Raw genomic sequence first — 13,775 nt, forward strand, 5'->3', positions numbered from 1 at the left:
TATCGCTGGCAAGCCAGCTCCCACAAGAATTACGGCGTCTACAAAATCTGGGATCAACCGCAACCCTGTGGGAGCTGGCTTGCCAGCGATGGGGTCAGCAAATTCAGCGAAGAGCCATCAGTCGTTGGTGAGCTTCCCGGTTCTAAAAGGCACCCGCCCCGCCACTTTCGCCTGCCAGATCCCCGGCTCGGTATAACGCCCGCGATCAATCGCGAACAGCACACCGCTGGTGCCGGCGCGCACGGTGGTCACGCGATCCTGCAACGGGTCAACAACCTCGAACAGCGCATCGCCCTGCTCTACCCACTCGCCGGCATTGCGCAAGAAACTGACCACGCCATGGTGCGGGGCGAACAGGTATTCGGTGCCTTCGAACGGCAGACCTTCACAACATTCGCTCGGCGCCGCCGGCCACTCACCGCTGATGAAACCCTGCTCGGCGAGAAAGCCCAGAATCGCTTCGCAGTTGGCCTGAGCCTGATCGACGCGGGTGTCGCCCATGCTGCCCAGCTCCAGCGTCGTCGCCAGATTCGCCGCCGGAATCGCCGCGTGCGGGAATGCTTTGGCCAGACGCAACCATGGCGTCGAGCAGGACTCATCGAACGAGCTGCCACCGGAGTCTTCGCAAAGCAATGCCACGCCCGCCTTCAGCCGCGCCGCCAGCGATTGCCACTGCGGCCAGTGTTGCGGCAGCGCATAGAGGTGAATCGCAGCGTCGAAGTCGCAATGCAGATCGAGGGTGATGTCGGCGTCGCACGCGTGGCGCAGCAACAAGCGGTGCAAGGCCTCCAGTTGCGAGGCCGGCGCCGGCAATTCTTCGAAGACTTGAGCCATGGCCTGGCGAATCAGCGCGACGTTGGCCTCGGCATCCGCGCCCAGACACTCGCCAACCAGTGCCGCCACCGGGGCGCTGAGCTCGACGAACGCGCGGTTGAAGTTCTTGCCACTGCCCAATTCGAAGCGGCCCATGTGATTGCCTTGCAGATGCTGATCCAGGCCGATCGGATTGGCCACCGGCACCAGTTCGATAACGCCCTGCAAACGGCCCTGCCGTTCCAGTTCGTTCAGGCGCAGCTTGAGTTCCCACGCGGTACGCATGCCCGGCAGTTCATCAGCGTGCAGGCTGGCCTGGATATACACCTTGCGGCTGCCGGCGCCGTAGCGGAACACGCTGAGGGAGCGCTCGCTGCCCAAGTGGCTCCAGGGCAGAACGTGGTCGATGCGTTGCATGAAAAACTCCTGAATAGCTGGGTTACGTAAAACCCTGTGGGAGCGAGCCTGCTCGCGAATGCGTCAGGTCAGACGATGACAATATCGAATGTCAGACCGCATTCGCGAGCAGGCTCGCTCCCACAGAGAATTTCCATAAATAAAAAAGCATAAAAAAAGTGGCCACCGCGCAAACGGGGCCACTTTTTTTCACGGCGTATTAATGGCCGTACACGTCAAAGTCGAAGTACTTGTCCTGGACTTTCTTGTACTCGCCATTGGCGCGGATTTCGGTGATGGCTTTGTTGAATTGCTCAGCCAGTGCGGTATCGCCCTTGCGCACGGCAATGCCAGCGCCGCCGCCGAAGTATTTGGCGTCTTCGTAGGTCGGGCCGACGAATTCGAAGCCTTTGCCGGCGTCGGTTTTCAGGAAACCATCGCTGAGGTTGACCGAGTCAGCGAGCATCGCGTCGATACGCCCGGACACCATGTCGAGGTTGGCTTCCTGCTGCGAGCCGTAGCGCACCAGTTCGATCCCGGCCGGAACCAGCACTTCGGTCGCGTAGCGGTCATGGGTACTGGCACGCAGCACGCCGACTTTCTTGCCCTTGAGTTCGGTCAGCGGGTCTTTCACGCCCGAGCCTTCCTTCATCACGAAGCGTGCCGGGGTGTGGTAGTACTTGATAGTGAAATCGACGTTTTTCTTGCGATCGTCAGTGATGGTCATCGACGACAGGATCGCGTCGATTTTTTTCACTTTGAGTGCAGGGATCAGGCCATCGAACTCTTGCTCGACCCACGTGCATTTGACTTTCATCTGCGTGCACAGTGCGTCACCGATGTCCACGTCAAAACCAGTGAGTTTGCCGTCAGCGGTTTTCATCGAGAATGGCGGGTACCCGGCTTCGATACCGATGCGGATCGGCTTGGCGTCTTCGGCCACAGCGGTCAGGGACAACATCGACAGTGCCAGGGCACCGAACATCACTAGCTTTTTCATTTATTACTCCCGTGCGGAGGCTTTTATTGGCAGCTTTCGAGTCAGCGTTCGGTCATGGCGTTATAACGGCAAAAACCGAAGTGGCCGGCAGTCTATGGCGGCGCGCACGGAGGCAATTGTTTTTAAGCGACAAATACTTACAGAACATCGGCGATCACTTTGACGAGAGTAAACGCGTGCGCCGTGTTGGTGCGAAGGATGTAGGACAAGACTGTTTTCAGAGCAAGAAACGCCGATCCTCCCGTAGAGTTGCCGGAGGCTGCAATCTTTTGATCTTGTTTTTTTGAGATCAAGATCAAAAGATCGCAGCCTCCGGCAGCTCCTACAGAAACGTCAGCATTCGCAGGCGACAGGTGTATTGGCGACTGACGCCGCGTTCAGTTCGAAACCTTCATCGAGCCATCCGGTGACGCCGCCGATCATCTCCTTGACCGGATAGCCCAATGCCGCCAGCTTCACCCCAGCCTTGTTCGCCCCATTGCAATGCGGCCCGGCGCAATAGACTACGAACAAAGTGTGTTTCGGGTAATCGGCCAAGCGCTCCGCCGTGAGCAAGCGTGTCGGGATATTGATCGCGCCGGGCACATGGCCGCGCTCGAACGCCAATGGGCCGCGCACATCCACCAGAACGAAGTCGACCTCCCCGGCCTCTTGGCTACTGAACACGTCGGAACAATCGGTTTCGAAGGTCAGACGATTGCTGAAATGCATCAGGGCAATCGCCGAAGGTGCGGCGGGGATTTCGCGAACCAGGCTGGTCATGTTGTGTTGCTCCTTTGTCTGTGGGGGATGAACAGACTTTATCGAGACGGCGCTTGCCGCTACAGTGGCGCGCAAGACACCGACCGGGAGTTTTCCGCCAAATGCTCACTCAGCCCAATCTGGTTGCCATTCTGGCCTACGATGGCCTCTGCACATTCGAGTTCGGCATTGCCGTGGAGATCTTCGGCCTGGCCCGACCAGAGTTCGATTTCCCTTGGTACGAGCATGCGATTGCCGCAGTCGATCCAGGCCCGATGCGCGCCATGGGTGGCATTCAGGTGCTGGCCGATGGTGGCCTGGAATTGCTCGCCGAAGCGCGCACCATCGTCATTCCGGGCTGGCGCGACCGCAACGCCTCGGTACCGCCTGCGCTGATCGACGCGTTGCGTCAGGCCCATGACCGAGGCGCGCGGTTGCTGTCGATCTGCTCCGGGGTGTTCGTCCTCGCCGCCAGCGGCCTGCTCGACGGCCACCGCGCTACCACGCACTGGCGCTACACCGGTGAACTGGCGCAACGCTTCCCGGCGATCGAGGTCGATCCGGACGTGCTCTACGTCGACGCCGGTCAACTGATCACCTCCGCCGGCAGCGCCGCCGGCATCGACGCCTGCCTGCATCTGGTGACACGTGACTTCGGCACGCAGGTCGCCAACGCCGTCGCGCGGCGACTGGTCATGTCGCCACAACGCACCGGCGGCCAGGCCCAGTTCATCCCCACCCCGGTCAGCCCGACACCCCGCAGCGACCTGTCGCGCGTCATGCAATGGGCCCGCGAACGCCTGCACGAACCGCTGGAAGTCCGCGATCTGGCCAGTGAAGCGGCGATGAGCGAGCGTACCTTTCTACGGCGTTTCACCGAAGCCAGCGGGCAATCGCCGAAAGCCTGGCTGCAACATGAACGCCTGGCGCGAGCGCGGGAGCTGCTCGAGAGCACCCACCAACACACTGAGCAAATTGCCCAGCGCTGCGGCTATCGCTCGGTGGAGAGTTTTCGTGTGGCGTTCCGCAGCGCGGTGGGCGTACCGCCGTCGGTTTATAGGGAGCGGTTTGGGCGAAGCAACAAGCTTTCGCTCCATCCCGCAGCGTTTTAAGCGCTGACGTTGACGGCGAGGCCGGCAGAAACGCTCACGGTGAAAATTGTGAAACGGAAAATGCGGCTTGCTTTATATTGATTCTGATATAACCTGAAAATCACACGGGCACTGGCATTTCTTGCAATAAAACTCACCGTCGCCGCTTACGTTCAGCTATTACGCTTTTCCTTTTGACACAGGACAAGCCGATGCCGAAACACAAGGATGTGGTGTTCGTGGGAAGCGCGTTGAAAGATCTCAAAGCGTTCCCGGTTGATGCCCGAAGAGCGGCGGGGTTTCAGCTGGACCTGTTGCAACAGGGTGATGCCCCACTCGATTGGCGCCCTATGAAAACCGTAGGACGCGGTGTTAACGAAATCAGGATCACCGAGGACTCAGGGGCGTTTCGCGTGTTTTATGTAGTCAATCGACCTGAAGCAATCTATGTGCTTCACGCCATGCACAAAACCACACGTAAAACGGAAATTAGAGACATCGAACTGGCCCGGGCCAGATATCAGGAAATAGGTTAAGCCATGAAGGAACATCAAGACTCATTCCAACGATTTTCCAGTGTATGGGATGCATTGGAGGACACGCCTCAGGAAGCTGCCAACATGCGTCTGCGAGCCAAGCTCATGCGTTCGCTTTGCGAGACCATTCGAGCGTGGGAGCTTCCTCAAAAGGACGCGGCACAAAGATTGGGAATCTCGCAGCCACGCCTCAATGATGTACTCAACGGGAAAATCGACAAATTCTCGCTCGATGCATTGGTCAACCTGTCAGCTGCTGCAAGGCTGGAGGTGGACATTTGCTTTCCGTCAGGCCCGCTGCAATGGGCCTGACACTGGCTTTGCGTGGCAATGTCCACCCTGCATTCCGAGTTTTGAAATCGAGGGAGTTGAATAGCATTCAACTTCGCAGTTAACCATCGACATCATCCAGCTGCACAGGAGTTCCGCTGGATGATTCCTCCCCTTCAATCCTCCCGCGTCAAAACCTCCAGCAACTCAATTTCAAACACCAGATTCGAATTCGGCGGAATCTTGCCCATGGTCCGCTCGCCGTAGCCCAGATGCGCCGGTACCAGCAATTTGCGTTTGCCGCCGACCTGCATGCCCATCAGCCCCTGATCCCAGCCTTTGATCACGCGGCCAGTGCCGATCACGCACTGAAACGGTTTGCCCCGGCTCCAGGACGAATCGAATTCAGTGCCGTCTTCCAGCCAGCCGGTGTATTGGGTGGTGATCAGCGCGCCTTTCACCGCGGCTTTGCCGTCGCCCGGTTGCAGGTCGATGATTTGCAGTTCGTCTGTCATGTCGTTGGCTCTTGAGATGTTCGCAGGCGGCGTTTTTCGCAGAATCCGGCGGCGATGGCAATCCATGGAACCGAAAACACGCATAGCCGCTCACATGTGTATCGACATCGTATGACGACAAGGATGCTTAGATGACCGACTCTCGATTGCTGCGCAGTTTCATCCCGCCCTACATTCTCAACCGCATCATCGCCCACGGTTCCGAGCCGCAGCGCAACGCCGCGATGCAGACGCTCAACCATGTGCGCAGCCTGCTGCCCAACCCCGGCCGCCCTTCGCAGCCGCCGGCGCGCGCGATTCTGCCGGAAGCGAGCAAGCCTCGGCCTGGCGCGGCGCAGTGTGCATGATGCGCAGAACAAAATGCTCTTGCCGGGCATGCCGGTGCGCCGCGAGGGCCAGCCGGCATCGGGAGATCCGGCGGTCGACGAGGCTTACGATGCGCTGGGCGCCAGCTATGATTTCTTCTGGAAAGTGCTCGGTCGCGACTCGATCGACAATCAGGGATTCGCGCTGATCGGCAGCGTGCATTACGGGCAAGCCTACGAAAACGCATTCTGGAATGGCGCGCAGATGGTTTTCGGTGACGGCGATGGCGAGATCTTCCAGCGCTTCACCCGCTCGCTCGACGTCATCGGCCATGAACTGGCCCACGGCGTCACCGAAAGCGAAGCCGGGCTGATTTATGCCAACCAGTCCGGCGCGCTGAACGAGTCGCTCTCGGATGTATTCGGCGTGTTGATCAAGCAATACATCCTCGGCCAAACCTCCGAGCAGGCAGACTGGCTGATCGGCGCCGACCTGCTGATGCCACAGATCCAAGGCAAGGGCCTGCGCTCGATGTCGCACCCCGGCACGGCATACGACGACCCGATGCTGGGCAAGGATCCGCAACCGGATCACATGCGCAAGTTCGTCATCACCAGCGAAGACAATGGCGGCGTGCACATCAACTCCGGCATTCCCAACCGCGCGTTTTACCTGGCAGCGCGAGCGTTTGGCGGCTTCGCTTGGGAAAAGGCCGGACACATCTGGTACGACACGCTGTGTGATGACCGTTTGAAACAGGACGCAACATTCGACGCGTTCGCGAAACTGACGATCGACCATGCTGACCAGCGCTTCGGCGCCGAAGCAGCCGACACGGTGCAGCAAGCCTGGGCACAGGTCGGTATCGAATAATCTGAGGAGACCGTATGAAAACGCTACCCGAGCTGGATAAAGATTCCGTTTTGCGCGTATCTCGCCAGGGTGGCGTTGCAGCGATTCACAGCCTGAGCCGCCCACGGGAAATCGAATTCGCGCAATGCGACATCAGTCAGCGTTCGAGAATATGCTCGGTGCTTGAGGGTTGCCTGCCACTGGACAGCAGCGAATCCGGCCGTGGGGATCAGCGCTTCTACCAGATTGAGGTGCGCTACCCGTCAGGGGAAATGGTGTTGAAGGTGCCAGAGGATCGTGCGCCTGGGGAGCTGGTGCAGCTTTGGGACAAGGGGGAGCTGCTCTGATTCATGCTGCCGGCTCTTCTGCGTCGACAACTGACGATGTGCGTGGGCCAAAGCCTGCGGTTTGGCCGAATACGACACCGTTGAATGTGTGCGTACAGCACTCGCAGCGCGGCGTCATGTCCTGCGCCTGCAGCTTCGGATTGACCATTTGCAGGAGATTTTTCTCGTCGACATACAGCCCGTTGAAATAACTGGACTCACCCAGTCGCACGACTTCTTCGCGATCCTTCTCATGGATGGCAACCATCCAGAAAACCGGCGCTGATTGATCCAGTCGGGCCACAGCTTCGCTGAAAATGGCATCCCAAGAACCGCCAACCCGAGACAGCAGGAAGCGAAACAACGGCGTGTAATCTCGCCCGTATTGTTTGCCTGCGTGCATCGAACTTCGCATGCCTTCGTCACGGCTTGCAGCTTTGCTGTTGCGCTGATCGCGATAATGCGCAACTGATTCGTGGCGACGAACACCCCACGTACGAGTGTTCACTTTGCGATAGAGCGGTTTCTTGTCCAATCCCTTGTTCCTCATCCAGACATCCGCTGTTTTACTGGAACGGCGTTCGAATGCAATCAGCCATCCGTGGCCAATTGTAAACCTGATCTATCGCTCGACGGGTTGCATCTCGACAATCGTGCCGTTGGTGATCATCACCATCACGTACTTGTCATTGATCTGCACCCACTGCGCCTGCTCGATCGGTGCTTTCAGACCTTTGGCTTTCCAGTTCTTCAGCGCCTTGTCTTCGCGCTGGTACATTTCCGGTGCGCGGTCGTTGACCTTCAGTTGGCGATCGCTGGTCGGCGATTGCACGGCGGGTTCGCTGGAGGTTTGCGCCGCTTGAACAATGGGTGTGATTCCGGCAATGCCCGCAACAAGGGCCAGGCTGGCGATTAGGGTTTTGCTGTTCATCGGTGAACCTCTTTCAGATGGGTAGTACCTGAACTCCGACTGCGCGGCACGGGAAACATTCCTTGTTTTTTTGCCGGAGGTGGCCGTTAGAAGGCTTTGCCCACCAGACCACAATCGCTGGCAAGCCAGCTCCCGCAGGGTTTTGTATTACAGCGCAATTATTGACCTGAGCTCCGGTCCTCTCCTACAAAACCAAGCAAAGCAAAGCAAGATCAAAAGATCGCAGCCTTCGGCAGCTCCTACAGTTGGATCGCGTGAATTCGATGGAAACGGGTTCACCTGCAGGCCGTCGTCGCGATCAGGCTCGCCCCCACCAGAAAAGCAAAGCAGCGCAGCTGCCCGCGGCGAAGCCGCCCCACTCAACAATGAGCGCAAGCTCGAGTGCTTTTGATCCTGCTTTTGATCCACCGGCGACGTCGGAAGGCTGAGTGGAGGGATTGATCCGGGGGTGGGAGCGCAGCGACCGTCTGGCGCAGCCAGACACAGCGGAAGGAGGTGCAGCGAAGCAAACCGGAGCCGCTGCGCCCGGATCGATCCCGCAGCGAAGGAACCCGAGCCTGCGAGGGCCGAACGCAGGAGCAAGCGTTTTTTTGCTTACTTTTTTTAGGCGTTTGTAAAAAAAGTGAGTCGCCGTAAGGGCGAAACCCTAAGCGGCCATGACCGCAGCAACGGATATGTACCCGGTCAGCCAGAACAAATCATCGCCCGACGCGACGCAGGCTCGCTCCCACAAATGCGCCAAGCACTGAATCCATTGATCCGCCCCACGCATCAATCCATGCCAACAATGCAATTAACAGATTGTTACATCTGCGCCACCATCCACCTCAATAAAAACCGTGCGCCGCTTCTCCGTAGCGCACGTCATAAAAGCGGTGGAGTACTTTTCAATGACAGCCTCAATCCCAACCAACGGCTCGCGGGCCGGTGCCATCTTCCGGGTGACCTCGGGCAACTTCCTCGAACAGTTCGACTTCTTTCTGTTCGGCTTCTACGCCACGCAGATCGCGGCGGTGTTCTTCCCGGCGAGCAGCGAGTTCGCCTCGCTGATGATGACGTTCGCGGTGTTCGGCGCAGGCTTCCTGATGCGTCCGCTGGGCGCCATTGTGCTCGGCGCCTACATCGATGACGTCGGCCGGCGCAAAGGTCTGATCGTCACCCTGTCGATCATGGCCAGCGGCACGATATTGATCGTGCTGGTGCCCGGCTACGAAACCATTGGCCTGTTCGCCCCGGCGCTGGTGTTGATCGGGCGACTGCTGCAAGGCTTCTCCGCCGGCGCGGAACTCGGTGGTGTCTCGGTGTATCTGTCCGAAATCGCTACGCCGGGCCGCAAAGGGTTTTTCACCGCTTGGCAGTCGGCCAGCCAGCAAGTGGCGATCATCGTCGCGGCTGCGCTGGGCTACGGTCTGAACCAGTGGATGGAGCCGCAAGCCGTGGCCGCCTGGGGCTGGCGCATTCCGTTTTTCGTCGGCTGCATGATCGTCCCGTTCATCTTCTTCCTGCGCCGCAACCTGGCGGAAACCGAAGAGTTCGCCGCACGCAAACACCGTCCAAGCATGCGCGAAGTGTTCCGCACCCTCGGCCAGAACTGGGGCGTGGTACTCGGCGGAATGTTGATGGTCGCGCTGACCACCACCGCGTTCTACCTGATCACCGTGTACGCACCGACCTTCGGTAAGACCGTGCTGCACCTGAGCACATCCGACGCGTTGCTGGTAACGCTGCTGGTGGGCGTGTCGAACTTCTTCTGGCTGCCGATTGGTGGTGCGTTGTCCGACCGTATCGGCCGTCGCCCAGTGCTGATCGGCATGGCCTTGCTTGCACTGGCCACGACTTATCCGGCGCTGTCGTTCCTGGTGCAGGCGCCGAGCTTCACCAACATGCTGCTGTCGCTGCTGTGGTTGTCCTTCATTTACGGCTTGTACAACGGCGCGATGATTCCGGCGCTGACCGAAATCATGCCGGTGGAAGTGCGCGTCGCCGGTTTCTCCCTGGCTTACAGCCTGGCCACGGCGATCTTTGGCGGTTTCACCCCGGCGATGTCGACCTTTCTGATCCAGTACACCGGCGACAAAGCCGCGCCAGGCTACTGGATGAGCATCGGTGCCCTGTGCGCTCTGTGCGCCACTCTTTACTTGTACCGCCGTGCCGGTGGTCGTCTGCAACCTGTCGCGGCCTGAGGAAAACTCGCCATGAAAAAACTTTACTGTCACCGCCCTGCTCGCCGGTCTCGCATTCAACTTCGCGGCCCAGGCCGAAGAACTCAGCGTGATGACCTCCGGTGGTTTCACTGCCGCCTACAAGATCCTCGGGCCGAAATTCGCCGCCGCAACGGGCAACACGCTGACCACCAGCCTCGGCCCGTCGATGGGCAAGGCGCCGGAAGCGATTCCCAATCGTCTGGCGCGCGGTGAGCACGCCGACGTGGTGATCATGGTCGGTTACGCCCTCGATGAGCTGATCAAACAAGGCAAGGTCGACCCGGCCTCCCGCGTTGAACTGGCGGATTCGCGGATCGGCATGGTGGTGCGTGAAGGCGCGGCGAAACCGGACATCAGCAGCGTCGATGGCCTGAAGAAAACCCTGCTTGATGCGCGTTCGGTGGCCTACTCCGACAGCGCCAGCGGCGTGTACATCGAGCAGCAGCTGTTCAAGAAACTCGGCATCGAAGACCAGTTGAAACCGAAGGCGAAAATGATTGCCAGGATCCCGGTCGGTTCGGTGGTTGCCACTGGCGACTATCAGTTGGGCTTCCAGCAGGTCAGCGAATTGCTGCCGGTGCCGGGCGTAAGCTTCGTCGCGAAGATTCCGGAGTCGGTGCAGTCGGTGACGCGTTTTGCCGCTGGCATTCCGGTCAAGGCCGAGCATCCGGAAGAGGCCAAAGCCCTGCTCGCCTACCTCGCTGCACCGGCCGCTCAGGCTGATGTACAGGCCACCGGGCTGGATTCGGTCAAGCGTTGATCGCTGGCGGCTGGACGCGCATCTCCACGACCAGCCGCTCCAGTTCCAGTGCCGCCGGGGTCAACGTGCGATCCCGGCGCTTGATGATGCCGACACTGCGCATCACTTGCGGCTCAATCAGCGGCACCCGCGTCAGGATCGGATGATCCGGCCCGGGCATCGCCATCAACGGCACCGCTGCCACGCCCAGACCCGCCTCTACCAGACCGATCATCGTCGTCACATGCCGCGTCTCGCAGATGCTCTGACGCTGCGGCACCACCCCGCCCAAGGCCTGATCGAGCAGAAAGCGATTACCCGAGGTCTTGTCCAGCGCGATGTAATCCTGCTGATAGAACTCGTCCCAACTGACGCTGCTGCGCCCGGCCAGCGGATGATCGCGACGACAGGCGACAACGTAGCACTCCTGCACAAGCGGTTCGAACTCGACTTTGGCATCCTGCGTGCCGAGAAAACTCAAACCGAAATCCGCCTCGCCATTGACCACCGCACTCAACACATCGTGAGCGCTGGAATCGAGGACTTTGACCTTGATCCGCGGAAACTGCTGGTGATAGCGCGCGACCACGCGGGGCATGAAGTAGTAGGCCGCCGAGGGCACGCAGGCGACGGTGACATGGCCCAGACGGGTCGAGGCGACTTCGCTGATGCCGAGCAAGGCAATGTCGAGATCATCCAGCAAGCGTTCGACGCTGGGCATGAAGCCGCGCCCGGCCTGGGTCAGGCTGACCTTGCGCGTGGTGCGCTCGAACAGTTTCACGCCGAGGGCGTCTTCGAGCTTTTCGATGCGCCGACTCAGCGCCGGTTGTGACAGGCGCACAGTGTCGGCAGCCTTGCGAAAACTGCCCTGCTCGACCACCGCGCGAAAGGCTTGCAGGTCGTTTAGGTCGAAGTTGATGGCCATGGCGTTTCCGGAAATTGATGCGCAGGGGTTATAAATGTAACCAGTTGATGCAAATTATTACAGACCTGATGGAAGCTGCCCTTGTGGGAGCGAGCCTGCTCGCGAACGCGGGGCATCAGTCAATGGATAGGTGGCTGACCCGGCGCATTCGCGAGCAGGCTCGCTCCCACATTGGTTCTCGAATGGTCTGGAGACCGCGTAACCCTTATCCTTGTCACCCTCGCCGTAGCCGTAGTCAGGAGTCGTTCCAATGCCCCATGAAGGCAATCTGTTGCAAGCCGCCGTCGTGTTTCTGTTCGCGGCCGTGCTCACCGTGCCTTTGGCCAAACGTCTGCAACTGGGCGCGGTGCTCGGTTATCTGTTTGCCGGGGTGATCATCGGCCCGTCGGTGCTCGGCCTGATCGGCAACCCGCAAAGCGTTGCGCATATTTCCGAGCTGGGCGTGGTGTTGCTGCTGTTCATCATCGGCCTCGAATTGTCGCCGCGGCGCTTGTGGGTGATGCGCAAATCGGTGTTCGGCGTCGGTCTGGCGCAGGTGCTGTTGACCGCGTCGGTGATCGGCGTGCTGGCACTGGCGGTGTTCGGCCAGCCGCTGAACAGCGCGATTGTGCTGGGCCTCGGTCTGGCGCTGTCCTCCACTGCCTTTGGCTTGCAAAGCCTTGCCGAACGCAAGGAACTGACCAGCCCCCACGGGCGTCTCGCGTTTGCGATTCTGCTGTTTCAGGACATCGCCGCGATTCCATTGATCGCCCTGGTGCCGATGCTCGCCGGCGTCGATCATCACACCAGCACCGCCGACGATATTCGTCACAGCTTGCAGGTGCTCGGCGGCATTGCCGTGGTGGTGATCGGCGGACGGTATCTGCTGCGTCCGGTGTTCCGCGTGGTGGCAAAAACCGGTCTGCCGGAAGTGTCCACCGCCACCGCGTTGCTGGTGGTGATCGGCACAGCATGGCTGATGGATCTGGTCGGTGTGTCGATGGCGCTGGGTGCGTTTCTCGCTGGTCTGCTGCTGGCGGATTCGGAATACCGGCATGAGCTGGAAGCGCAGATCGAACCGTTCAAGGGCCTGCTGCTCGGGCTGTTTTTCATCAGCGTCGGCATGGGCGCCAATCTCAGCCTGTTGTTGAGCGCGCCGATCACCGTATTGGGCCTGACCTTGTTGCTGATCGGTCTGAAATTGCCGCTGCTGTTCGTGGTTGGGCGCTTGGCAGGAGGATTGAACAAGATCAGCGCAATCCGCCTCGGCATCGTCCTTGCCGCCGGCGGTGAGTTTGCGTTCGTGGTGTTCAAGATCGGCCGCGATCAGGGCCTGTTCGAGCCGCGTCTGTACGATTTGCTGGTGCTGACCATCACCCTGTCGATGGCGCTGACGCCGTTGTTGCTGTTGATCTGCGCGCGTCTGGTCAGCCCGAAAGTGCAGCCGGTGGAAGTGCCGGAGAAATTCCGCGAAATCGACACCGAAGCACCGCGCGTGGTGATTGCCGGCATGGGCCGGATGGGCCAGATCGTGGCGCGGATTCTGCGCGCGCAGAACATCAAGTTCGTTGCGCTGGACACCTCGGTGGAAACCATCGAACTGTCACGCAGCTTCGGCGGCGTACCGGTGTTCTACGGCGACCCGATGCGCCCGGAAATCCTTCACGCGGCGAAGGTCGGCGAGGCGGAATATTTCGTCATCGCCACGGACGATCCGGAGACCAACATCAAGACTGCCGAAGTGGTGCACAAGCTATATCCGCACATGAAAATCATCGCCCGCGCGCGTAACCGTCAGCACGTGCATCGCCTGGTTGATGTCGGCGCGGAAGCGATTCGTGAGACCTATTACTCGAGCCTGGAAATGAGCCGGCGCACGCTGGTCGGCCTCGGTCTGACGCAAGCCCAGGCCGATGCGCGGATCAAGCGTTTCAAGCATCACGACGAACAGGTGCTGGAGGCGCAACACGCCGTCTACGACGACGCCGCCAAAGTCCTGCAGACCGCCCAGGAAGCCCGGGCGGAACTGGCCAAATTGTTTGAATCGGATCAGCTCGAAGAGGAAGCCCGAAAATCCTGATCGTGCCTTGCCCAGAACCAACTGTGGGAGCGAACCTGCTCGCGAAAGCGTCGTGTCAGTCACCCAATACT

At 59.8% G+C, this 13,775-nt stretch carries 14 protein-coding genes and 1 pseudogene; 8 read left to right on the top strand and 7 right to left on the bottom strand.

Features of this window, described 5'->3' with window-relative positions:
- Positions 1 to 117 precede the first annotated feature (117 nt).
- The 3 genes from AB4O12_RS10960 to AB4O12_RS10970 all read right to left on the bottom strand — a co-directional run bounded on the left by AB4O12_RS10960 (position 118) and on the right by AB4O12_RS10970 (position 2,971).
- Entirely contained in the window at positions 118 to 1,230 is a 1,113-nt protein-coding gene (locus tag AB4O12_RS10960; protein ID WP_460061877.1) for a succinylglutamate desuccinylase/aspartoacylase family protein, read from the bottom strand.
- A gap of 199 nt (positions 1,231 to 1,429) precedes the next feature.
- Positions 1,430 to 2,209, bottom strand: coding sequence for an ABC transporter substrate-binding protein (locus AB4O12_RS10965; RefSeq protein ID WP_095182017.1), 780 nt, complete (start codon positions 2,207 to 2,209; stop codon positions 1,430 to 1,432).
- Between the two features lie 333 nt (positions 2,210 to 2,542).
- Positions 2,543 to 2,971: a rhodanese-like domain-containing protein gene (locus AB4O12_RS10970; protein ID WP_460061879.1), complete on the bottom strand. Its 429-nt coding sequence runs from the start codon at positions 2,969 to 2,971 to the stop codon at positions 2,543 to 2,545.
- A 101-nt stretch (positions 2,972 to 3,072) separates the two neighbouring features.
- Between AB4O12_RS10970 and ftrA the strand changes: the two genes are divergently transcribed.
- The 3 genes from ftrA to AB4O12_RS10985 all read left to right on the top strand — a co-directional run bounded on the left by ftrA (position 3,073) and on the right by AB4O12_RS10985 (position 4,889).
- Positions 3,073 to 4,062, top strand: coding sequence for a transcriptional regulator FtrA (ftrA, locus tag AB4O12_RS10975; protein ID WP_460061882.1), 990 nt, complete (start codon positions 3,073 to 3,075; stop codon positions 4,060 to 4,062).
- Positions 4,063 to 4,253: 191 nt separating this feature from the next.
- Positions 4,254 to 4,577, top strand: coding sequence for a type II toxin-antitoxin system RelE/ParE family toxin (locus AB4O12_RS10980; protein ID WP_024013362.1), 324 nt, complete (start codon positions 4,254 to 4,256; stop codon positions 4,575 to 4,577).
- Between the two features lie 3 nt (positions 4,578 to 4,580).
- Positions 4,581 to 4,889: a helix-turn-helix domain-containing protein gene (locus tag AB4O12_RS10985; RefSeq protein WP_056789019.1), complete on the top strand. Its 309-nt coding sequence runs from the start codon at positions 4,581 to 4,583 to the stop codon at positions 4,887 to 4,889.
- A 134-nt stretch (positions 4,890 to 5,023) separates the two neighbouring features.
- On the opposite strand, the gene AB4O12_RS10990 is transcribed toward AB4O12_RS10985, so the two are convergent.
- Positions 5,024 to 5,362, bottom strand: coding sequence for an FKBP-type peptidyl-prolyl cis-trans isomerase (locus tag AB4O12_RS10990; RefSeq protein ID WP_041477007.1), 339 nt, complete (start codon positions 5,360 to 5,362; stop codon positions 5,024 to 5,026).
- A 131-nt stretch (positions 5,363 to 5,493) separates the two neighbouring features.
- Between AB4O12_RS10990 and AB4O12_RS10995 the strand changes: the two are divergent.
- Both AB4O12_RS10995 and AB4O12_RS11000 read left to right on the top strand, forming a co-directional pair.
- A pseudogene (locus AB4O12_RS10995) lies at positions 5,494 to 6,541 on the top strand (M4 family metallopeptidase).
- 14 nt (positions 6,542 to 6,555) lie between these two features.
- A complete protein-coding gene (locus AB4O12_RS11000; RefSeq protein WP_041477010.1) occupies positions 6,556 to 6,867 on the top strand; it encodes a protealysin inhibitor emfourin in 312 nt (103 codons plus the stop codon).
- A gap of 1 nt (position 6,868) precedes the next feature.
- On the opposite strand, the gene AB4O12_RS11005 is transcribed toward AB4O12_RS11000, so the two are convergent.
- Together AB4O12_RS11005 and AB4O12_RS11010 are read right to left on the bottom strand one after the other, a co-directional pair.
- Positions 6,869 to 7,381 carry a hypothetical protein gene (locus AB4O12_RS11005; protein ID WP_076563460.1) on the bottom strand — a complete coding sequence of 171 codons (513 nt, stop codon included), beginning with the start codon at positions 7,379 to 7,381 and terminating at the stop codon, positions 6,869 to 6,871.
- An 87-nt stretch (positions 7,382 to 7,468) separates the two neighbouring features.
- Positions 7,469 to 7,777, bottom strand: a complete 309-nt coding sequence (locus AB4O12_RS11010; protein ID WP_042609276.1) for an RcnB family protein — start codon at positions 7,775 to 7,777, stop codon at positions 7,469 to 7,471.
- A gap of 890 nt (positions 7,778 to 8,667) precedes the next feature.
- On the opposite strand from AB4O12_RS11010, the gene tcuC reads away from it, so the two are divergent.
- Both tcuC and AB4O12_RS11020 read left to right on the top strand, forming a co-directional pair.
- Entirely contained in the window at positions 8,668 to 9,960 is a 1,293-nt protein-coding gene (gene tcuC, locus AB4O12_RS11015; protein WP_016775219.1) for an MFS transporter, read from the top strand.
- A gap of 37 nt (positions 9,961 to 9,997) precedes the next feature.
- Positions 9,998 to 10,741: a substrate-binding domain-containing protein gene (locus AB4O12_RS11020; protein WP_460062446.1), complete on the top strand. Its 744-nt coding sequence runs from the start codon at positions 9,998 to 10,000 to the stop codon at positions 10,739 to 10,741.
- On the opposite strand, the gene AB4O12_RS11025 is transcribed toward AB4O12_RS11020, so the two are convergent.
- A complete protein-coding gene (locus tag AB4O12_RS11025; RefSeq protein ID WP_150741110.1) occupies positions 10,731 to 11,645 on the bottom strand; it encodes a LysR family transcriptional regulator in 915 nt (304 codons plus the stop codon). The genes AB4O12_RS11020 and AB4O12_RS11025 overlap by 11 nt on opposite strands.
- Before the next feature lie 250 nt (positions 11,646 to 11,895).
- Between AB4O12_RS11025 and AB4O12_RS11030 the strand changes: the two genes are divergently transcribed.
- Positions 11,896 to 13,704, top strand: a complete 1,809-nt coding sequence (locus AB4O12_RS11030) for a monovalent cation:proton antiporter-2 (CPA2) family protein (protein ID WP_095182026.1) — start codon at positions 11,896 to 11,898, stop codon at positions 13,702 to 13,704.
- Positions 13,705 to 13,775: the final 71 nt, after the last annotated feature.

This window comes from Pseudomonas sp. S2_A05 (genome assembly GCF_054668485.1).